General features: G+C 63.6%; 1 protein-coding gene (running past one end of the window). It reads right to left on the bottom strand.

The genetic code is table 11. The annotated features are described in order from the left end of the window. On the bottom strand, positions 1-24,796 hold the 3' portion of the coding sequence (locus tag ACY8D3_RS21035) for a VCBS domain-containing protein (protein WP_462380792.1). 4,043 nt of this gene lie beyond the right edge of the window; 24,796 of the gene's 28,839 nt are visible here — the last part of the coding sequence; its start codon lies beyond the right edge, outside the window — the gene reads right to left on this strand; its stop codon occupies positions 1-3.

Raw genomic sequence — 24,796 nt, forward strand, 5'->3', positions numbered from 1 at the left:
TCAGTGGTCGGTTTTGATGACGTTCTGGTCGATCAATTTGCTGATGATTTCCGAAGAGTTCGCACCGTAGCTCGACAGATCTACGCCACTCAACGTGATCGACGCATCCGAACCGCTAGCAAGGTTGCCCGTCGTACTGATCCTTATCGTGGAGGTGCCGTTGGACGTATCGACTCTTAGGTAATTGTCGATCGTGGCGTCCTTCTCGCCGACCAACAAGTCTCTCAGGTCCAGCGTATCGCCTTCGCTCACCTTGAAGTCAGTGATGGTGTCTCTGCCGACATCGCCCCTCAGATACAAGAACGTATCGCGCCCGGTACCGCCAGTCAGAATGTCGTCGCCCAAGCCCCCGCGGAGGATGTCATCGCCTTCGCCACCGTTAAGGATGTCGTTGCCCCTTCCGCCCCACAAGACATCGTCACCTTTACCACCATTGAGCGTCGTCGCGGTGTCGTTGGCGATAAGAACATCGTTGCCCCCGGTCCCGGTCAGGGTTGTGCTGTTCACTTGGGTAACGGTAACGTCAGCCTGGTCGGTAGCGCCTGTGCTATCCGTGACCGTGTAGGTGCCATCGAGCGAAGCGTTGGCATAACCGATCCTCATCGTCAGGTTGTAGGTCCCATTCGCTTGGGTCGTGTTAGTTACCTTGATGACATAGTCGGCTTCTGCAGCGGACGTGATAGGACCGCTATAGGTGGTATAGGGGCCGCTCGCGTCGCTTGCCAGCTTATAGCTGACGCTAGCAGACGTGCTCGCCGTACCGCTCAGGGAGAGCGTTTCGCCAGCTTTGAGGCGGACAGTGAGTAGATCGGTGCTGTTACCGGTGGAATTAGTGCCAGAGATGGCGCCACTGATTGCTGCTGTCGCGGAATCCACCAGACCCGATTTGGAGAAGCTACTCCGGCTTACGGTGTACTCGTCCACCGACCGAGCATTGAGCGTTTGCTGCGTTGCCGCAGTGAAATCCGACCCTCGAGCGAGCGTCAGATTGCCGGTGGATATCGTCGTGCCGTCTTTTGCCACGTCATTTGCCATCAGGGCTGCCGCCGACAGCGTCAGGCTGGAGCCAGTGATGTTGGTGATGATGCGATCATCGACAGCCGCGCTGATGCCGCTGACTACGTTGAAGTTCAGGCTGTTGGTTGATGTATCTCCGTCATAGTCGCTGAGCGTGAACGCAATTCGATCCGTGCCAAACCCATTCGTTTTCGCCGTGTAACGATACGTTCCGTCGTCCATGTCCATCGTGAAACTGCTGCCCAGCTTCGTCGTGACGGTTAATGTGTGCTCCGTACTGTTGTAGCTGAACGCAGCCCCGCTTGATGAGGCGCTGAGAGCCCCGGTAGACGGGTTGTAGGTGTAGGTGACACCGTCCACTACAACGGACTTCACATAGCCACCGTCCCCCCCGAACGAAGAAGTGCCGGTTGCGGCTGACCCCGTGATGATGCTGTCCTGATAGAGCGGCATGGTGATCGTTCCCGCTACCACCTGCGACAAATTGTTGAGGTTGCCGACGACGATCGCGTCCAGATCCGTACCTGTTCGCCCGTCATAAGCGATCGGGTTCATGAACGTCTGTGGGACGTCTGGCCCCAAGCCCAACGCCAACGAGTCGATCTTGTTGGCAGTCAGGAACCTGACCCAAGCCGCCTCTTCAGCTGCGTCGATGCCATCACCCAACGACGGGTCCGTTGCGTTACCGGGGTTGTTCGACGGATTCGGATTCGAGCTGGATAATGTTGGCGCGCCGTCGGAAAAGAAGTACGACACGTTCTGCACATTTCCGGTCAGCTTGCCGCCCGCGTTCCATGCGGCCTGGCCGTTGCTGAGTGCGTAGTCGTAGTTGGTACCGCCCGTGGCCACCAGGTTGTTGATGACGTTCAGGGCTTCCGGGACCGACAGCCAGGCGTACTTGGGCGCCGTGTCGAGCTTGTCCGAGAAGGTTGAAATCGCCACCTTCACGTTGCCTACATCATCATAGGCATTCAGCATCTCGCGAATGGCCTTCTGCATGACCTGCAGACGCGTCATTTGCACGCCGTTGAAATACACGCCGCTGCCATCCGACATGGAGCCCGAGGTATCCAGCATCAGCAGCACGTTGGTGCCGATCGCTCCCTGTTCCATGCGGACGTTGGTGGAGTTGGCGACTGGGGAGTCATCCTCGACGCTGACGTTCACGGTAGTCGTTACCGCCACCGTGCCATCGCTCACCCGCACACCCAGCGGAATGTTCAACGCGTCTTCCACGCCAGCGATCGGATGATCGATGCCCCCCGAGAGCTTGATCGTGTAGGTTCCCGTGCCGTCGATCGTGGCGCGGAAGACTTCCTTGCCATTGGCTGAACCGACCAGGGTGTCAGTGCCGGAACCGGTCCAGATGATGGCGGTGCCGTTGGAAGTGAATGTGCCCGTGGGCGCCATGAGGCTATAGGTCAGCGTATCCCCATCAACGTCGGTGGCCACGACCCTGCCGGACGCGGTGGCCGAGTTCGTCGTATCGTTGGTCCCGCTATTGTCCGGGTTGCCACCGCTCAGCCCTTCTTCCGAGACTGCAACGGCCAGTGTCGAAGCACCTGTGTTGATCACGGGCGCATCGTTGACCGGATACACCGTGACCGGGATCGTCACGGTTGTGCTCGCCGTGTCGCCGTTACTGGCCTCCGTGGAGGTTGCAGTCGCGATCAGGTTGAACGTGCCGTTGTAGTCCGCCTTCGGTACGAGTGTGAGCTTGGTGAGGTTCCAGTTGGTGACGTCCACGCTGGTCGCGCCGGTGCGGCCCGTGAACGTATTGGTGCCGTCGGAGATCGTCGCACCCACGGGAATACTGCTCAAAACCACCCTGAGGCTTTCGGATCCATCGGTATCCGCCAACGCCGCCGTCACGTTCGCTAGGCGGATTGTCGTGTCTTCGTCACCCACGTTCACCGGATAGAGCGCGTAGTAACCGTTGCCCTGGCCGTCGCTGCCGAGCAGCGCCGAATGATTGAGCAGCGCGCTATCGAGTTCGGTAACGCTCTGGATGACGGGGAAGTTTGCGCTGGTGAAGGCCACCGGCGCGCTGCCATTAACACTGAGGTTAAGCGAATAGCTCCCGGCGCCCGCCTGGTTGTGATGGTAAAGGTCGAAGCTGTAGTAGCCATTGACGCTGGGTGTATAGGCTGTGCCCGTGATACGGCCGGATGAGCCGCCCCATGTCGCTTCACCCACCACGTTGCCGCCAATGAGTACGCGAATGCTGTCGTCGCCGACACCGCTGAACGTGTAGCTCTTGCCCGCTTCGAGATAGACCCACGCCGAGAGGTGCGTACCGATGCCTGCCGCGACGTTTCCATTGTTGGCCGTGGTCGTCGTGCCGGTGCTTGCCGGCGTTGCGGCATCGATGGCGGCCTGCATTTGCGCGGGCGGCGCGCCGCTGCCGCCGGTGCCTAGCGTGGTGATGTTGAAGGTTTCACGAACCATGGCCGAACTCACGACGCCGTATCCGCTGAGGTTGAGCATCGGGGCGTCTGCCACGGCAGCGACGTTGATCGTCGCCGTGGCGGGCGTTGCATCGCGGCCACCATTGTTGTCGATGGCTGCGTACTGAAGTGTTGTCGTGCCCGCCCAGTTTCCGGTGGGTTTGAAGTACACCGTCGCACCGTTATTGCTGGCATTCACGATCGAGTTGATCGACAGCACCTGGGTGCCGGCCGCATCACTGTAGAACGTACCGTTGGCACCCAGACCTGTCAGCACGAAGCCGGACACCGTACCGTCCACGTCGCTGCCGCTCAGTGTCACGGCGATCGTTGTGTCTTCCTTGCCCGTGACGGTGACGTCATTGGTCTCTGGCAGCTCATTCGTGCCTACAAGGGTGACGGCAATCGTCTTCGTCGTGCCGTCGACCGAGCTGACGGTGAACGTCTCGACGCGTGTCTCGCCTTCCTTGAGGTATTGAACGCGGCTGTTGTCCACCGAGTAGGTCCATGCGCCTGCAGCGGTGAGCGTCAGGCTACCCAGCGTCGTCCCGACGGGTGTTGCGGTGCCTGCGATGAAGCTGGCCTCGCCGGTATCCACATCGGTAATGGTCAGCGTGCCACTGGTGATCAGTGTGCCGGCGCTGGACACGTTGCTATCTTCGGTGACGGTGCCTGTGGTGGTGCCACCAATGACGGCCGCATCGTTGGTGCCAGTGACCGACACGGTCACCACTTTCGTGGCGGAGCCATCGGCACTCGTGACGGGGAAGCTGTCGGTGACGACCTGGCCCTGCTTGAGCGCCTGGACATTCGCGGCGCCGTTGTTCAGCGTATAGGTCCATGCGCCGTCGGCGCCCACCGTGAAGCTGCCATAGGTACCCGTCGTGCCTGTCTGCGCACGGAAGCTCGATTCACCAGCGTCGGCATCGGCGATCGTCAGGGTGCCCCGGGCGGCCAGCGCCGTGTCCTCGGTCACCGACCCGGTGGTAGCGCCGCCGATGACCGGCACGTCATTCGTACCGTTGACGGTGACGGTCACGACCCTGCTGGCACTGCCATCGGCGCTGACGACCGTGAAGGTGTCGGTGACCTGCTGGCCACCCTGGAGCGCCTGCACGTTCGCCGCGCTGTTGTTCAGCGTGTAGGTCCAGACACCACTGGCATTCACGCTGAAGCTGCCGTACGTGCCCGAGGTTCCACTCTGGGCACGGAAGGTGGACTCGCCGGTGTCGGCATCGCTGATGGTCAGCGCGCCTGTGCTGGTCTGGGTGCCATCCTCGCTGACCGAGCCGGCCATGGCGCCGCCAATAACCGGCACATCGTTCGTGCCGGTTACGGTAACGGTGACCACCTTGCTGGCAGTGCCGTCCACGCTCGTGACCGTGAAGCTGTCGGTGACGCGCTCGCCGCCACGCAGCGCCTGCACGTTCGCAGCATTGTTGTTGAGCGCATACGTCCAGGTGCCGGCGCTGTTCACGGTAAAGCTACCGTAGGTGCCGGCGACGTTGGTTTGCGGCACAACGGCTGCCTCACCGGTATCCACGTCCGCGACCGTCAGGGTGCCGGACGCGGTGGTGGCGCCGTCCTCGACGACATCACCGGTCGCGCTGCCGCTGATGGTCGCGGCATCGTTCGTGCCAGTGATGGTGACCGTGATCACCTTGGTCGTGGTGCCGTCGGCACTGACGGCCGTGAAGGTATCGGTGACGCGATCGCTGCCACGCAGGGCCTGGACGTTCGCGGCAGCATTGTTGAGCTGGTAGCTCCAGTTGCCATTGCTGTCGAGTGCGAAGGTGCCGTAGGTGCCGGCCGTGCCCGCCTGTGCGACGAAGCTCGACTCGCCTGCGTCGGCGTCCGTGATCGTCAGCGTACCGGTGGTGCGAAGCGTTGTATCCTCGGTCACCGAGCCGGTGGTCGCACCGCCGATGACCGGCACGTCGTTCGTTCCGATAATGGTGACAGCCACGACCTTGCTGGCGCTGCCGTCGGCGCTCACGACGGTAAAGCTGTCGGTCACGTGCTCGCCGCCGCGCAGAGCCTGCACGTTGGCCGCGTTGTTATTTAGCTGATAGGTCCAGGCACCGTCAGCCGCCACGGTGAAGGTGCCATAGGTGCCCGTCGCTCCGGTTTGGGGACGGAAGGTGGCCTCGCCGGCGTCGGCATCCGTGATGGTCAACTGACCCGCTGCGCGTGTGGTGCCGTCTTCCACGACATTGCCCGTCGTAGCGCCGCCGATCACCGGCACATCGTTCGTGCCGTTGAGTGTGACGGTAACGGTCTGGGTCGCCGTGCCGTCCGCACTGACGACCATGAAGGTCTCGACCTTGCTTTGGCCCGCGGCCAGGTATTGCACCTTGGCGTTGTCGACCGTGTAGGTCCAGGCACCCCCCGCCGTGATGGACAGCGTACCCAATTGGTTGCCGCCGCCGGTGTAGACGACATTACCGGTCTGGAACACGTTTTCGCCGGCGTCCACGTCGTTGACGGTGAGTGTGCCGGTCGCGACGAGGTTGCCGCGCGTGTCGACATTGGCGTCTTCCGTCACGGCGCCCGTCGCGGTACCGGTGATGGTGGCCACGTCGTTCGTGCCAACAACGGTCACCGTCACCGTGCGGCTTGCGCTGCCGTCCAGGCTGTTGACGGTGAAGGTTTCCGTGACGGTCTGGTTGGCCCGAAGCGCCTGAACGTTGGCAGCACCGTTGTTGAGGTCGTAGGTCCAGGCGCCGTCGCGCGTCACCGAGAACGTGCCGTAGTTACCGGCGACGTTACTCTGGGCAATCAGGCCTGCTTCGCCCGTATCGACATCTGCCACGGTCAGCGTGCCGCTGGTGCGCGTGATGCTGTCTTCGGTGACCGAGCCCGCGGAGGTGCCGCTGATGGTGGCGACGTCGTTGGTACCCTGGATCGTGACGGTGACGACCTGCGTCGCCGTGCCATCGAGGCTCGTGACGGTAAAGGTATCGGTGACCTGCTGGTTGCCACGCAGCGCTTGCACGTTCGCTGCGCTGTTATCCAACGTATAGACCCAATTGCCGGCCGCATCGACGGCGAAGTTGCCGTATGTACCTGTGGTATTGGCAGGCCGGAAGCTTGATTCGCCCGCATCTGCATCACTGATCGTCAACGTACCACTGGCTTTGGTCACCGAATCTTCAGTGACCCCACCGGTGGCCTGGCCGCCGATCACGGGCACGTCGTTGGTGCCATTGATGGTGATGTCGATCGTCTTGGTTGTCCCGTCGAGGGACTTCACGGTGAAGCTCTCGACCTTCGACTGGTTCGCGCCTAGATACTGCACGGCCGCGTTGGCGACGGTATAGGTCCAGGTGCCGTTCGCGGCGATGCTCAGCGAGCCAAGTGTCGCGCCGACCGGTGTGGCGGCGCCTGGCGTAAAGCTGGCTTGGCCGACGTCTGCATCACTGATGGTCAGTGCGCCGCTGGTGGTGAGATTGCCAGAGACAACGCCCGTATCCTCGGTAACGGCGCCTGTCGATACGCCACCGATCACTGCCGCATCGTTGGTGCCGTTGATGGTGACCGTGATGGTCTGCGTGGCTGTGCCGTCGACGGATTTGACCGTGAAGGTCTCAATGCGTGACTGCCCTGCACCGAGGTACTGGACGGCATTGTTGTCGACGACATAGGCCCAATTGCCCGCCGCGTTGATCGACAGACTGCCCAGCGCCGCGTTGGTGCCGTTGGTGGTTCCCGAGGCCCCAGTGAACGTCACGCTGCCGGTATTGAAGGCATTTTGGCCGACATCGACGTCGCTCACGCTCAGCGTTCCGCTCGCCGTGAGATTGCCAGCGGCATTCACGGCTGTATCTTCAGTGACGCCTGCGCTGGATTGCCCGCTGATGGTGGCGACGTCGTTCGTACCGTTGATGGTTACGGTGATGGTCTGGGACGCCGAGCCATCAAGCGACTTGACCGTGAACGCCTCAACGCGCGACTGCCCGACACCCAGGTATTGAACGGCGCCGTTGGCGACCGTATACGTCCAGGCGCCACCCGCCGTGATGGACAGGGTACCTAGCGCGCCTGCAGCGCCATTGGTGGTGCCGGTCGCACCGGCGAAGGTGACGCTACCGGTATTGAACGCACTTTGGCCTGCGTCCGCATCCGTGACAGTAAGCGCGCCGGTCGAGACGAGATTGCCGTTGGACACATTGGTGTCCTCGGTCACCCCGCCGGTGGCGACGCCCGAGATGATCGCCGTATCCGCGGTGCCGTTGAGGGTGACGGTAATGGTCTGCGTCGCCGTGCCGTCGAGGGACTTCACAGTGAATGTCTCGACGCGCGACTGGCCTGCATCGAGATACTGCACAGCGCCGTTCGGGACGCTATACGTCCAGGTACCGTTGGCGGAAATCGACAGGGTTCCAAGCGCCGCGGCATTACCGTTGGTGCTACCGCTGGCGCCGGTGTAGGTGACGCTGCCGGTATTGAAGACGTTCTGGCCGGCGTCAACGTCCGTCACCGTCAGGTTGCCGGATGCCATCAGGTTGCCGGCTGCGGTCACGTTGCTGTCTTCGGTGACTGCGCCAGCCGCCTGACCGCTGATGGTCGCGGCATCGTTGGTGCCGTTGATCGTGATGGTCACGGTCTGTGTAGCACTGCCGTCGGCGCTGACCACCGTAAAGCGATCGGTCACCTGCTGCCCGGCATTGAGCGCCTGAACATTAGCCGCGGCGTTATTGAGGTTGTAGGTCCAGACACCATTGCTATCGACGCTGAACTGGCCGTAGGTGCCAGTCACACCGGTCTGCGCCTGGAAGCTGCTCTGGCCGGTGTCGGCATCGCGGATCGTCAAGGTACCGCTGGCGATCGTGCTGACATCCTCGGTTGTCACACCGACGGTATTGCCGCCAATGACCGGCACGTCATTCGTGCCATTGATGGTGACCGAGATCGTCTGCGCCGTGCCGTCGACGCTGGTCACGGTGAACCGTTCGATGCGCGTCTCGCCAGCACCCAGATACTGGACGGCGCTGTTGTCGACCGAATAGGTCCAGCTGCCGCCTGCCGTGATGGTCAACGTACCGAGCGTGGCGCCGACAGAGGTCGCGGCACCCGGTCTGAAGCTCGCTTCGCCGGCGTCGACATCGGTGATGGTGAGCGCGCCGGATGTGATCAGCTTGCCGTTGTCTTCGACGTCCTGGTCTTCGGTTACGGAGCCTGTGGTGTTGCCGCCTATGACCGCGGCATCGTTGGTGCCGTTGATGGCCACCACGACCTGCTGGGTCGCGGTGCCATCGGCGCTGGTGACGGTGAAGCTGTCGCTGACGCGTTCGCCGGCACGCAGGGCCTGCACGTTGGCCGCGTTGTTGTTGAGCTGGTAGCTCCAGGTACCGTCCGCTGCCACGGTGAACGTGCCGTATGTGCCGCGAATCCCGGTTTGCGCGACGAAGGCCGATTCGCCCGCATCCGCATCAGTGATCGACAGGACACCGCTGGCACGCGTGGTGACGTCTTCGGTGGTCGTGCCGGTGCTGGTGCCGCCAATCACGGGCACATCATTCGTGCCATTGATGGTGACCGTCACGAGCTGGCTGGCCGAGCCGTCCAGGCTGGTCACGGTGAAGCTTTCGGTGACCGACTGACCGCCACGCAGCGCCTGCACATTGGCCGCCTCGTTGTTCAGCGTATAGGTCCAGACGCCATTGGTCGCGAGGCTGAAGTTGCCGTAGATCCCGGCGGTTGCGTTCTGCGCCGTGAAAGCCGATTCGCCCGCATCGGCATCCGCGATCGTCAGCGCGCCGCTGGTGCTGGTTACGCGATCCTCGGTAACGCTGCCGCTACTCGTGCCGCCGATGACGGGGACGTCGTTGGTGCCGGTGATGGTGACGGAGATGTCCTGTGTAGCCGTACCGTCCAGGCTCGTGACGGTAAACGTCTCGACACGGGTCTGGTTCGCGCCGAGGTATTGCACGGCGCTGTTCGCGACGGAGTAGGTCCAGCTGCCGTCGGCGGTGATGCTGAGCGAGCCGAGCGGGGCATCGCTGCCCTTGTAGGTGACGTTGCCGACCTGGAAACGGTTCTCGCCGGTATCGACATCATTGACGGTGAGCGAGCCGGTGCTCACCAGATTGCCATTGTTCGTCACGGCCGTGTCTTCGGTCACCGCGCCGGTGGCGTTACCGGTGATGGTCGCCGCGTCATTGGCGCCCGTGATCGCAACCACCACGCTACGGCTTGCCGTGCCATCGACGCTGGTCACGGTGATGCTGTCAGTGACGCGATCGCCTTCGCGCAGGGCCTGCACGTTCGCCGCCGCATTGTTGAGGGTGTACGTCCACGTCCCGTCCGCCGCGACGTTGAAGGTTCCGTAGGTGCCCGCGACATTCGTACGCGGTACAACCGCCGCTTCGCCTTCGTCCGCGTCGGTGACGATCAGCCGCCCACTCGCGGTCGTCGTCGCGTCTTCGGTCACGCGGCCGATGCGATCGCCCGTGATCGTGGCGGCGTCGTTGGTGCCGTTGATGGTAACTGTCACGGCCTGGCTGGCTGTCCCGTCACCACTGAATACAGTGAAGGTATCGGTGACCTGCTGCCCCGCGCGCAGCGCCTGCACATTCGCCGCCGCATTATTCAGGTTGTAGGTCCAGGTACCATCCGCGCCGATGCTGAAGGCGCCATAGGTGCCGGTGACGTTGGTTTGCGGCGTGAACACGGACTGGCCGGCATCCGCGTCGCTGATGGTCAGCACGCCACTGCTGGTCGTCGTGGTGTCTTCGGTGACGCTGCCAACGTTCACGCCGCCGATGGTGGGAACGTCATTGGTGCCAGTGATGGTGACCGATATCACCTGTGGTGTGCCGTCGATGGCGTTCACCGTGAACGTTTCGACGCGGTTTTCACCTGCGCCAAGGAACTGCACGGCCTCGTTGGCAACGCTGTAGGTCCATGCGCCTGCACCATTGATGACAAGCGTGCCCAGCGTGCCGGGTGCCGCTGTCGCGGTACCCGGCACGAAGCGCCCGGCTTCGCCAGCGTCGGCGTCGGTAGACGTCAGCGTACCCGTGCTGATGAGGTTGCCAATACGGTCGACATTGCTGTCCTCAGTGACCGCCCCAGTGGTGTCGCCGCGGATGACGGCGGCGTCATTGGTACCGGTGATCACGACCGTGATGGCCTGCGTCGCACTGCCGTCGAGCGATTGCACCGTGAAGGTTTCGACACGGGTCTGGCCTTCACCGAGATACTGGACAGCCGCGTTCGCGACGCTGTAGCTCCAGTTGCCGGTCGCATCGATGCTCAGGCTGCCAAGCGCGGCCGCGGCGCCATTGGTAGCGCCAGAGGCGCCGGTGAACGTCACGCTTCCGATGTTGAACAGGCTCTGGCCAGCGTCGGCGTCGCTCACGGTCAGCGTACCGGCGGTCAGCAGGTTACCGCCGGATACAGCCTGATCTTCCGTGACGGCCCCTGCTGCGTTACCCCGGATCACGGCCGCGTCGGCGGTGCCATTGATCGTCACGGTAATGGTTTGGGTTGCACTGCCGTCCACCGATTGCACGGTAAACGTCTCGACGCGCGCTTGCCCCGCGTCCAGATACTGCACGCGAGCGTTGTCGACGGTGTAGGTCCAGGCACCACCTGCGGTAATCGACAGGGTGCCGAGCGCGCCGGTGCTGCCATTCGTGACACCGGATGCCCCTGTGAACACCACACTGCCGGTGTTGAAGGCACTCTGGCCGGCGTCCGCGTCGGTGACCGTCAGGCTGCCCGCAGTAACCAGGTTGCCCCCAGAGACGTTCTGGTCTTCGGTCACCGCGCCGGTCGCGTTTCCGCTGATCACAGCAGCATCGGCGGTGCCGTTGATGGTAATCGTGATCGTCTGGGTCGCCGTGCCGTCGAGCGACTGCACGGTGTAGGTCTCGACGCGGCTTTGGCCGGCATCGAGATACTGGACGCGCGCGTTGTCGACAGCGTAGGTCCAGGTGCCGTCAGCGGTGATCGAGAGGGTGCCCAGGGCCGCGGTGTTGCCGTTAGTGGCGCCACTGGCTGCGGTAAAGGTGACGCGGCCGGTATCGAACGCGCTCTGGCCCGCATCGGCATCGGTCACTGCGAGCGATCCGGTCGACACCAGTTTGCCGTCGGCTATGGCCTGGTCTTCTGTCACGGCCCCCGCCGCGACGCCTGTAATCGCCGCTGTGTCATTTGCACCGGTAATGGTCACGGAAATCGTTTCGGCCGTGCCATCGGCCGTCGTGACGGTGAAGCGCTCGACGCGCGTCTCGCCCTCGGCCAGGAATTGCACGGCGCTGTTGGCGACGCTATAGGCCCAATTGCCATTGGCATCGATCGTCAGCGAACCGAGATTGCCGGCGTTCACCGGCGTTGCCTGGCCGGCGATAAAGCGTGCTTCGCCTGCGTCGGCATCACTCACCGCGAGTGAGCCGGTCGAGACGAGATTCCCCGCACGGTCGACGTTCGTGTCTTCCGTGACAGCTCCGGTTGTGGTGCCCGTGATAGTGGCCGCGTTGTTAGTGCCGGTGATGGCCAGCGACACCCTGGTAATCGAGCCATCGTTCAGCGTGACGGTGATGACGTCGTCGGCCTGTTGGCCGGCGGTCAGCGCATCGGCGCGGCTGTCGAGGGTGTAGGTCCAGCGACCCGCGGCATCCACAACGAGGCTGCCGTAATTGCCCGCAACGGTGCCGGCATTGAAGGCCAGTGCCGGGTTATCCACATCCGTTGCAGTGAGCTGGCCGGAGGCGGTGGGTTGGGTTTGCTCGACGACAGAGCCGGTGCCCGTACTGATGACAGGCAGGTCGTCTGTGCCGGTGACCGTGATGGTGATCGTCGCCGGCGCGCTCACGCCGCCATTGTTGTCGGTGGCGGTGTAGGTGAAGGAGACCGTGCGCTGCGCACCCGCGGGCAGGGCGTCGAAGTCAGTGCCTGGCTCGAAGCGATAGCTGCCGTCCGCATTGAAGGTCAGTGTGCCGTTGCCCGCGCCAAGGCCAGTCGCGACTTGATAGCTCGCGATGGTGTCGCCAACGTCCACATCGGTGGCTGTCGGGACGCGCGCATCGAACGCCGTATTCTCCTCGGTGGTAGCGGTGGCGTTCGTCACCACCGGCACGTCGTTTGTGCCCAACACCGTGATGGTGACCTGCTGCGGCGTACCGTCGGCACTGCGAACGGTGAAGGTTTCCTGGACGGACTGCCCCTGTGCCAGTGCCTGTACGTTTGCGGCGGCGTTGTTCAGCGCATATGTCCAACCACCCGCAGCCGTGACGCTGAACTGGCCATAAGTACCAGTGGTATTGGTTTGCGGCTGGAAGCGCGCTTCGCCTGCGTCTGCATCAGTGACGGTCAGGTTGCCGCTGGCCGTAACGACGGTGTCTTCCTGGGTTTGGCCGGTCGTATCGCCGCCGATGATGGCGGTGTTATTGGTGCCGGTCAGACCAATGGTGACGGAGGTTTGCGACCCATCATTGAGCGTGACGATAAGCGTCTCGACGGCGTTCTGGCCTTCGTTCAACGCATCAGCGCGGTTATCGAGGGTGTAGGTCCAGCGGCCTGCGGCATCGACCACGAGGCTGCCGTAGTTACCGGCTACCGTGCCGGCATTAAAGGCCAGCGCGGGGTTATCTACGTCGGTTGCCGTGAGCTGGCCGGAGGCGGTGGGCTGGGCTTGCTCGACGACAGAGCCGGTGCCCGTACTGATGACGGGCAGATCGTCCGTGCCGGTAACCGTGATGGTGACCGTCGCCGGCGCGCTCACGCCGCCATTGTTGTCGGTGGCGGTGTAGGTGAAGGAGACCGTCCGCTGCGCGCCCGCAGGCAGCGCATCGAAATCGGTGCCCGGATCGAAGCGGTAGGTGCCGTTCGGATTGAACGTCAACGTCCCGTTGTTCGGACCGACTCCGGCAACCAACTGGTAACCCACGACGGTGCCATCCACATCCGTGGCCACTGGAACGCGTGCATCGAGTACGGTGTTCTCTTCGGTCGTCGCTGTGGCGTTGCTGACCACGGGCACGTCGTTCGTACCGGTGACGGTGAACGTCGCGGTTTGCGCAACCGTACCGCCCTGGCCGTCGCTGATGGTGTAGGCAACCGTGACATCACGGCTCTGGCCAACGGCCAGATCCTGATAAGCCGCGTTGCTCGGGTCGAGCGTCAGGCGGTTGTTCGCAGCGTCGTAGGTGACACCGGCGGGCAATGTGCCCGGCAGTCCGATGACACTGAGCACATCGCCCGTATCGACGTCGTTGGCACCTTGCAGGAGATCGAGTGTGACCTGTGCGCCGTCTTCCGTTGCAGCAGCGGTTAGCGCTGATGCAACGGTCGGGGCATCGTTAGTCCCGGTAATGGTGAAGGTTGCGGTCTGGGCAGCCGTACCGCCTTGGCCATCGCTGATGGCGTAGTTAACGACCACATCACGGGTCTGGCCAACGCCCAGATTTTGGTACGCGGCATCCGCCGGGTTGATCGTGAGCGTCTGGTTGGCGGCATTGAATGTCACGCCGGCCGGCAGTGTTGTTGGAAGGTCGACAACGCGCAGCACATCGCCCGTGTCGACATCGCTGGCGCCTTGCAGGAGATCCAGCGTAACCGTTGCTCCATCTTCAGTCGCAGAAGCGGTTAGCGCGGATGCAACGGTTGGGGCGTCGTTAGTGCCGGTAACTGTAAAGGTTGCGGTTTGCGGAACGGTGGAGCCCTGGCTGTCGCTGATGAGGTAATTGACCACGACGTCGCGCGTCTGGCCGGCCGCAAGATTCTGGTACGCCGCGTTGCTTGGATCCAACGTCAGGCGGTTTGTTGCCGCGTCATAGGTAACGCCAGCCGGCAGAGTGCCGGGCAGGCCGATCACGCTCAGCGTATCGCCGGCGTCGACATCGGCTGCACCTTGCAGCAGGTCAATGCTCGCCGCAGCGCCGTCTTCCGCTGCTGCAGCAGTGAGTGCCGCCGCTACAGTTGGCGCATCGTTGGTGCCGGTAACAGTGAAGGTCGCCGTCTGCGCGACGGTGCCGCCTTGGCCGTCACTGATGGTGTAGGCAACCGTGACATCGCGGCTCTGGCCAACGGCCAGATCCTGATAAGCCGCGTTGCTCGGGTCGAGCGTCAGGCGGTTGTTCGCCGCATCGTAGGTGACCCCGGCGGGCAATGTGCCCGGCAGCCCGATGACACTGAGCACATCGCCCGTATCGACGTCGTTGGCACCTTGCAGGAGATCCAGCGTGACCTGTGCGCCGTCTTCCGTTGCAGCAGCGGTTAGCGCTGATGCAACGGTTGGGGCATCGTTAGTACCGGTGACCGTAAAGGTGGCGGTCTGCGCGACCGTGCCACCCTGGCCATCGCTAATGGTGTAGTTCACGACCACATTGCGGGTCTGGCCCACGCCCAGATTTTGGTATGCGGCGTCCGCGGGGTTGATGGTGAGCGTCTGGTTGGCGGCGTTGAATGTCACGCCGGCCGGCAGCGTGGTTGGCAAGTCGACGACGCGCAGTACATCACCTGCATCGACGTCCGTTGCGCCTTGCAGCAGATCCAGTGTGACGGCGGCACCATCTTCGGTCGCAGCCGCGGTGAGCGCTGACGCAACGGTCGGGGCGTTGTTAGTACCGGTGACGGTGAAGGTTGCCGTCTGGGCAACGGTGCCGCCCTGGCCATCGCTGATGGTGTAACTCACGACGACGTCGCGGGTCTGGCCGACACCCAGGCTCTGATACGCGGCATCCGCCGGATTGATCGTGAGCGTCTGGTTGGCGGCATTGAATGTCACGCCGGCCGGCAGCGTGGTTGGCAGGTCTACAACACGCAGTACATCACCGGTGTCGACGTCCGCTGCGCCTTGCAGAAGATCCAGAGTGACCGGGGTGCCGTCTTCGGTTGCAGCCGCAGTCAGCGCGGATGCAACAGTCGGCGCGTCGTTAGTACCGGTGACCGTAAAGGTGGCGGTCTGCGCGACCGTGCCGCCCTGGCCATCGCTGATGGTGTAGTTGACGACGACGTCGCGGGTCTGGCCGGCACCCAGGTTCTGGTACGCGGCATCGGCGGGATTGATCGTGAGCGTCTGGTTGGCGGCATTGAATGTCACGCCGGCCGGCAGCGTGGTTGGCAAATCGATGACGCGCAGTACATCACCGGTATCGATATCTGCCGCGCCTTGAAGCAGGTCCAGCGTGACCGGCGCGCCGTCTTCAGTCGCAGCCGCAGTCAGCGCAGATGCAACGGTCGGGGCATCGTTGGTGCCGGTGACCGTGAACGTAGCGGTCTGCGGAACGGTAGCGCCCTGGCCATCACTGACGAGGTAATTGACCACGACGTCGCGCGTCTGGCCGACCGCGAGATTCTGGTAGGCGGCGTTGCTCGGGTCGAGGGTCAGGCGGTTGTTCGCGGCATCGTACGTCACGCCAGCCGGCAGGGTGCCTGGCAGGCCGATCACGCTGAGCGTGTCGCCCGTATCGACATCGCTCGCACCTTGAAGCAGATCGATGCTCGTCGCAGCGCCGTCTTCGGTCGCAGCGGCAGTGAGCGAGGATGCCACAGTCGGGGCGTCATTGGTGCCGGTGATGGTCAGCGTGACGGTCGCGGGTTCGCTGACGCCGCCATTATTGTCTGTGGCGGTGTAGGTGAAGGTGACTGTGCGGGTTGCGCCGACGGGCAGGTCGTTAAAGTTCTGCGCCGGGTCGAACCGGTAGCTGCCATCGCTGTTGAAGGTCAGCGCGCCATTGCCAGCACCGACGCCCTGGGCGACGGCGTAGCTCACCACGGTGCCGTCGATATCGGCGGCTGGCGGTACGTTGCCATCGAAGGCGGTGTTCTGGTCGGTCGAGCCGGTTTGCGCGGTCACGGTCGGCACGTCGTTGGTGCCGAGCACGGTCACGGTAACTTGCTGGGCAGTGCCATCGGCGGCGCGAACGGTGAAGGTTTCCTGGACGGATTGACCTTGTGCCAGCGCCTGAACATTCGCAGCAGCGTTGTTCAGCGTGTAAGTCCAGCCGCCCGCGGCATCCACACTGAAGCGCCCGTAGGTGCCGGCGGTGTTGTCCTGCGGCTGGAAGCGCGCTTCGCCAGCGTCCGGATCGGCGATTGCCAACTGACCGCTGCTCGTGACGGTAACGTCTTCCTGCACCTCGCCGGTGCTGTCACCGGTGATGGTCGCCGCATTGTTCGTACCGGTGATGGCCAGCGACACCGTGGTGGTCGAGCCATCGTTCAGTGTGACGGTGATGACGTCATCGGCCTGTTGGCCGACGGTCAGCGCATCGGCGCGGTTGTCGAGGGTGTAGGTCCAGCGACCGGCCGCATCCACCACCAGGCTGCCATAGTTGCCGGCTACCGTGCCGGCGTTGAAGGCCAGCGCAGGGTTATCCACATCGGTTGCGGTGAGCTGGCCGGAGGCGGTGGGTTGCGTTTGCTCGACGACAGAGCCGGTGCCTGTGCTAATAACAGGCAGGTCGTCCGTGCCAGTAACGGTGATGGTGATCGTCGCCGGCGCACTCACGCCGCCGTTGTTGTCGGTCGCGGTGTAGGTGAAGGAAACCGTGCGTTCGGCTCCAGCCGGCAGTGCGTCGAAATCCGTGCCGGGGTTAAAGCGATAGGAGCCATCAGGGTTGAAGGTCAGCGTGCCGTTGCCGGTGCCCACACCGTCCGCCAATTGGTAACCCACAACGGTGCCGTCGACGTCGGTCGCGGTCGGTACTCGTCCATCAAGAACGGTGTTTTCTTCCGTGGTCGCGATGGCCGACGTGACGATGGGCACATCGTTCGTGCCAGTCACCGTAATTGAGATGCTCGCTGGCGCACTCACGCCGCCATTGTTATCGGTTGCCGTGTAGCTGAACGAGATGGTGCGCTGGGCGCCCGCAGGCAGTGCATCGAAATCAGTGCCTGGATCAAAGCGGTAAGAGCCATCCGGGTTGAATCCAAGGGTACCGTTACCGGTCCCCGGGCCATTCACCAACTGATAGCTGACGATGGTGCCGTCGACGTCGGTCGCGACCGGAACACGTGCCTCGAGAACGGTGTTTTCTTCGGTGGTTGCAGCGGCATTGCTTACAACGGGTACATCGTTCGTGCCAGTAACAGTGAAGGTCGCGGTTTGCGCGACAGTGCCGCCCTGGCCGTCGCTGATGGTGTAGCGGACGACAACGTCTCGTGTTTCGCCGACGGCCAGGTTCTGGTAAGCCGTGTCGCTGGGGTTGAGCGTCAGGCGATTATTCGTTGCATCGTAAGTGACGCCGGCGGGCAATGTGCCCGGCAGGCCAATGACACTAAGCACATCGCCCGTATCGACATCGCTGGCGCCTTGCAGCAGGTCCAGCGTGACCGGCGCGCCGTCTTCAGTCGCAGCCGCGGTGAGCGCTGATGCAACGGTAGGCGCATCGTTAGTACCGGTGACCGTGAAGGTGGCGGTCTGCCCGACCGTGCCGCCCTGGCCATCGCTGATGGTGTAGTTAACGACCACATTGCGGGTCTGGCCCGCGCCCAGATTTTGGTATGCGGCGTCCGCGGGGTTGATGGTGAGCGTCTGGTTGGCGGCGTTGAATGTCACGCCGGCCGGCAGCGTGGTTGGCAGGTCTACAACACGCAGTACATCACCTGTGTCGACGTCCGCTGCGCCTTGCAGAAGATCCAGCGTAACAGCGGCGCCGTCTTCGGTGGCAGCCGCAGTCAGCGCGGCCGCAACAGTCGGCGCATCGTTAGTACCGGTGACCGTAAAGGTGGCGGTCTGCGCGACCGTGCCGCCCTGGCCATCGCTGATGGTGTAGTTGACGACGACGTCGCGGGTCTGGCCGGCACCCAGGCTCTGATACGCGGCATCCGCCGGATTGATCGTGAGCGTCTGGTTGGCGGCATTGAATGTCACGCCGGCCGGCAGCGTGGTTGGCAGGTCTACAACACGCAGTACATCACCTGTGTCGACGTCCGCTGCGCCTTGCAGAAGATCCAGCGTAACAGCGGCGCCGTCTTCGGTGGCAGCCGCAGTCAGCGCGGCCGCAACAGTCGGCGCATCGTTAGTACCGGTGACCGTAAAGGTGGCGGTCTGCGCGACCGTGCCGCCCTGGCCATCGCTGATGGTGTAGTTGACGACGACGTCGCGGGTCTGGCCGACACCCAGGTTCTGGTACGCGGCGTCTGCCGGGTTGATTGTGAGCGTCTGGTTGGCGGCGTTGAATGTCACGCCGGCCGGCAGTGTGGTTGGCAGGTCGACGACGCGCAGCACATCACCGGTGTCGACGTCACTTGCACCTTGGAGCAGGTCCAGCGTGACAGCAGCGCCGTCTTCGGTGGCAGCCGCAGTCAGCGCAGATGCAACGGTCGGGGCATCGTTAGTGCCGGTGACCGTGAAAGTGGCGGTCTGTGCGACTGTACCGCCCTGGCCATCGCTGATGGTGTAGTTAACGACCACATCGCGGGTTTGGCCTGCACCCAGATTTTGGTACGCGGCATCCGCCGGGTTGATCGTGAGCGTCTGGTTGGCGGCATTAAATGTCACGCCGGCCGGCAGTGTTGTTGGAAGGTCGACAACACGCAGCACATCGCCGGTGTCGACGTCCGCTGCGCCTTGCAGCAGATCGATCGTGACAGGCGCGCCGTCTTCGATGGCTTGTGCAGCGAGCGCAGCCTGGACCGTCGGGGCATCGTTGGTGCCGTTGACGGTAATCTGTAGCGTTGTCGTACTGGTGGCCCCAAGCGCATCGGTTACCGTGAGCGGAATGTTCAGCAGCAGCTGAGCACCTGCCGGCAACGCGGCATAGGCCGGGTCGCGGGCGTCGAAGCTCCAGGCGCCATTGGCGGCCAGGGTGAATCCGGCTGCGGTCGACGTGGTGTTGAACAACAGCGGAGTGCCAGCCGGCTGATCGACATCGGTCGCGCTCAATTGGCCGCTGATGACCGCATCACCTTCACTGACGCGCTGCGGGTCGACCGCCGAGATAACGGGCGCATCGTTGGTGCCGGTGACGACGATGGTGATCGTCGCCGGCGCACTGACGCCGCCATTGTTGTCGGTCGCGGTATAGGTGAACGACACCGTACGCTGCGCGCCGTCAGGCAGGGCATCGAAGTCGCTGCCCGGGTCGAAGCGGTAGGTACCGTCTGGATTGAACGTGAGCGTACCGTTACCGGCACCCAGATCGTCGGCGACCTGATAACTGACGATAGTGTCACCGGCATCGATGTCGGTCGCGGCGGGTACGCGAGAGGCGAGCACGGTGTTTTCTTCCGTGGTCGCCGAGGCATCGGTTACGGACGGCAGGTCATTCGTACCGGTTATGCGAATGGTGACGGCATGCGTCGTGCCGTCCGCACTGGCTACCGGGAAGGTCTCGGTAACTGTCTGGCCAGCGCCCAGTGATTGGACGTTGGCCGCGGCATTGTTGAGCGAGTAGCTCCAGGCACCGTTGGTGGCCACGCTGAATGCACCATACACGCCGGCCGTGACGGGCTGCGCGATGAAGGTGTTCTGGCCCGCGTCAGGATCGGTGGCCACCAGCGTTCCGCTGGCGGTGCTGACCTGATCCTCGACAACGGCGCTCTGGTCGTCGCCGGTGATCACGGCGGCATTGTTAGTGCCGGTAATGTCGAGAGTGACGGTCGTGCGAGAGCCATCGTTGAGCGCCACGGTGATGACGTCCGTTGCACGCTCATCCGCGTTCAAGGCATCGGCGCGGCTGTCCAGCGTGTAGGTCCAGCGGCCTGCCGCATCGACCACAAGGCTGCCGTAGTTGCCGGCTACCGTACCGGCGTTGAAGGCCAGCGCCGCGTTGTCGACGTCAGTGGCGGTCAACTGTCCCGACGCTTGCGGGCGCGTTTGTTCGACGACAGTGCCGGTATCGGTGCTGATGACCGGCAGGTCGTCCGTGCCTGTCACCGTAATGGTAATGCTCGCCGGCGCGCTCACGCCGCCATCGTTGTCCGTGGCGGTGTAGGTGAACGACACGCTGCGCTCAGCCCCTGCCGGCAGCGCGTCGAAATCGCTGCCCGGATCGAAACGGTAAGAGCCGTCCGCGTTGAATGTCAGGGTGCCGTTACCGGCGCCGGGTGCGCTTACCAATTGGTATCCGGCGACGGTGCCGTCTACATCCGTAGCGGTCGGCACGCGGGCCTCGAGTACAACCTTTTCTTCGGTCGTGGCGGTGGCGTTTGAGACCACCGGGATGTCGTTCGTCCCGGTGACGGTAATACTGATGGTCGCTGGCGCGCTGACGCCACCATTGTTGTCGGTAGCGGTGTAGCTGAACGAGACGGTTCGGCTCTGACCGCTCGCCAACGCGTCGAAGTCCGTACCCGGCTCGAACCGGTAGCTGCCGTCTGCGTTGAAGGTGAGCGTGCCGTTGTCTGCGCCCACGCCAGTCGCGACCTGATAGCTGACGATCGTGTCGCCGGTGTCGACGTCCGTCGCCTGCGGTACACGACCTTCGAGCACAGTTTTTTCGGCGGTCGTGGCAGTGGCATTACGGACGACGGGCACATCATTGGTGCCGGTGACGACGAATGTCGCGGTCTGCGGGACGGTACCGCCCTGACCGTCGCTGATGGTGTAGGCGACGGTCACGTTTCGGGTCTGACCAACGGCCAGATCCTGATAGGCCGCGTCGCTCGGATCGAGCGTTAGTCCGTTGGTGGCCGCGTTGTAGGTAACACCGGCTGGCAGTGTTGTTGGCAGGCCAATCACACTGAGTACGTCGCCTGCGTCCGCGTCGGTCGCGCCCTGCAGCAGGTCGAGCGTTACAAGTGCGCCGTCTTCAGTGGCGGCTGCGGTGAGCGCCGACGCTACCGTCGGTGCGTCATTGGTACCCGTGACGGTGAACGTCGCGGTCTGCGAGACGGTGCCGCCCTGACCATCGCTGACGGTGTAAGTGACGGTGACGTTGCGGCTTTGGCCTGCACCCAGATTCTGGTAGGCGGCATCAGCCGGATTCAACGTGAGTGTCTGAGTGTTCGGATCGAACGTAACCCCAGCCGGCAGGGCGGCCGGCAGGTCGACCACGCGCAGCACATCGCCGGTGTCGACGTCGGTTGCGCCTTCCAGCAGGTTCAACGTAACGGGCTGGCCACCGTCGGCGGCCGTTGCAGCAAGCGCGGATGCAACGGTCGGTGCGTCGTTGGTGCCTGTGACGGTGAACGTAGCGGTTTGCGGAACGGTAGCGCCCTGGCCATCACTGACGAGGTAATTGACCACGACGTCGCGCGTCTGGCCCGCTGCGAGGTTCTGGTAGGCGGCGTTGCTCGGGTCGAGTGTCAGGCGGTTGTTCGCCGCATCGTACGTCACGCCAGCCGGCAGGGTGCCTGGCAGGCCGATCACGCTGAGCGTGTCGCCCGTATCGACATCGCTCGCACCTTGAAGCAGATCGATGCTCGTCGCAGCGCTGTCCTCAGTCGCAGCGGCAGCAAGCGCAGATGCAACGGTCGGTGCGTCGTTGGTGCCTGTGACGGTGAACGTAGCGGTTTGCGGAACGGTAGCGCCCTGGCCATCACTGACGAGGTAATTGACCACGACGTCGCGCGTCTGGCCCGCTGCGAGGTTCTGGTAGGCGGCGTTGCTCGGGTCGAGTGTCAGGCGGTTGTTCGCCGCATCGTACGTCACGCCAGCCGGCAGGGTGCCTGGCAGGCCGATCACGCTGAGCGTGTCGCCCGTATCGACATCGCTCGCACCCTGAAGCAGATCGATGCTCGTCGCAGCGCCGTCCTCAGTCGCAGCGGCAGTGAGCGCGGATGCAACGGTTGGTGCGTCGTTGGTGCCGGTGATGGTCAGTGTGACAGTCGCTGGGGCGCTTACGCCGCCGTTGTTGTCGGTGGCGGTGTAGGTGAAGAGGACTGTGCGGGTGGCGCCGACGGGCAGGTCGTTGAAGTCTCGGGCTGGATCGAAGCGGTAGCTGCCGTCGCTGTTGAAGGTCAGTGCGCCGTTGCCGGCGCCAACGCCTTGCGCAACGGCGTAGCTCACCACGGTGCCGTCGATATCAGTGGCTGACGGTACGTTGCCGTCGAACGCGGTGTTCTGGTCGGTCGAGCCGGTTTGCGCGGTCACGGTCGGCACGTCGTTGGTGCCAAGCACGGTCACGGTAACTTGCTGGGCAGTGCCATCGGCGGCGCGAACGGTAAAGGTTTCCTGGACGGATTGACCCTGTGCCAGCGCCTGAACATTCGCGGCGGCGTTGTTCAGCGTGTAGGTCCAGCTACCGGTGGCATCGACGCTGAAGCGCCCGTAGGTGCCGGCGCTGTTGTCCTGCGGCTGGAAGCGCGCTTCGCCTGCGTCCGGGTCGGTGATTGCCAGCTGACCGCTGCTGGTGACGGTAACGTCTTCCTGCACCTCGCCGCTGGTGTCGCCGGTGATGGTCGCCGCATTGTTGGTACCGGTGATGGCCAGCGACACCGTGCTGGTCGAGCCATCGTTCAGTGTGACGGTGATGACGTCATCGGCCTGTTGGCCGGCGGTCAGCGCATCGGCGCGGTTATCGAGGGTGTAGGTCCAGCGGCCTGCCGCATCGACCACCAGGCTGCCGTAGTTACCGGCTACCGTGCCGGCGTTGAAGGCCAGCGCAGGGTTATCCACATCGGTTGCGGTGAGCTGGCCGGAGGCGGTGGGCTGGGCTTGCTCGACGACGGTACCGGCGCCCGTGCTGATGACGGGCAGGTCGTCCGTGCCGGTGACTGTAATGGTGATCGTCGCCGGTGCACTGACGCCGCCGTTGTTGTCGGTGGCGGTGTAGGTGAAGGAGACCGTCCGCCCTGCGCCGGCAGGCAGCGCATCGAAATCGGTGCCCGGATCGAAGCGGTAGCTGCCGTCGGCGTTGAAGGTGAGCGTGCCGTTACCCGCGCCAAGGCCAGTCGCGACCTGATAGCTCGCAATGGTGTCGCCGGCGTCCACATCGGTGGCTGTCGGGACGCTTGCGTTGAGCACTGTGTTCTCTTCGGTCGTCGCGGTAGCGCTGCTGACGACAGGGGTGTCATTGCTGCCGTTGATGGTGACGGTAACCGCTTGCGTCGTACCGTCCACGCTGCGCACCGTGAACACATCTTGGACGGACTGCCCCTGTGCCAGGGCCTGAACATTGGGTGCCGTGTTATCAAGGGCGTAGCGCCATGCGCCAGACGCATCGAGGCTGAAGGTGCCGTAGGCCCCGACGGTGCCCGCCTGCGGCTGGAAGCTGCTCTGGCCGGCGTCTGCGTCGACTACGGTCAGCGTAGCGTTGATGGTCGTCACGCCGTCTTCGGTGACGCTCCCGGCCGTGGTGCCGCCGATCACCGCCGCATCGTCCGCGCCGTTGATCAGGATCGTGACCTGCTGATCCGTGCCATCGACACTTCGTACGGTGAATGTCTCGGAAACCTGCTGGCCAGCGATGAGTGCCTGGACGTTGGCCGCCGCGTTATTCAGTGCGTAGGTCCACGCGCCATTGGTGCCGATGGTAAAGGTGCCGTAGGTCCCAGCGGTGCCGTTCTGAGGCTGGAAGGTGTTCTGGCCGGCATCGGCATCGTTGGCCGCCAGCGCGCCTGAGGCCACGGTTACGGCATCTTCGGTGACCTCGCCCTGCGCGTCGCCGGTGATGGTGGCGGCGTTATTGGTACCTGTTATGCCCAACGAGACCGTGGTGCGGGAGCCGTCATTGAGGGTGACGGTAACGATATCGGTTGCCTGTTGGCCTTCGTTCAGCGCATCGGCGCGGTTATCGAGGGTGTAGGTCCAGCGGCCGGCCGCATCGACCACAAGGCTGCCGTAATTGCCGACGATGGTACCGGCGTTGAAGGCCAGCGCAGGGTTGTCCACATCGGTTGCGGTGAGCTGGCCGGAGGCGATGGGTTGGGTTTGCTCGACGACAGTGCCAGCGCCCGTGCTGATAACGGGTAGATCATCCGTGCCAGTGACGGTGATGGTGATCGTCGCCGGCGAACTTACGCCGCCGTTGTTGTCGGTGGCGGTGTAGGTGAAGGAGACCGTGCGTTCGGCTCCAGCCGGCAGTGCGTCGAAATCCGTGCCGGGGTTAAAGCGATAGGAGCCATCAGGGTTGAAAGTCAGCGTGCCGTTGCCTGTGCCGACGCCATCGACCAACTGATAGCCGACGACGGTGCCATCCACATCCGTGGCCGCGGGAACGCGTGCATTGAGAACGGTATTTTCTTCGGTCGCCGCCGTACCGCTGGTAACGACCGGCAAGTCGTTCGTGCCCGTGACGGTAATCGTGACGGTAGCCGGTGCGCTCACACCGCCATTGTTATCGGTCGCGGTATAGGTGAACGAAACCGTCCGCCCTGCGCCGGCAGCCAGCGCATCGAAATCGGTGCCCGGGTCGAAGCGGTAGGTGCCGTCCGGATTGAAGATCAAGGTGCCGTTGCCCGCACCAAGACCGGTTGCGACCTGGTAGCTCGCGATG

Source organism: Pseudomonas sp. Marseille-QA0892 (assembly GCF_054950135.1).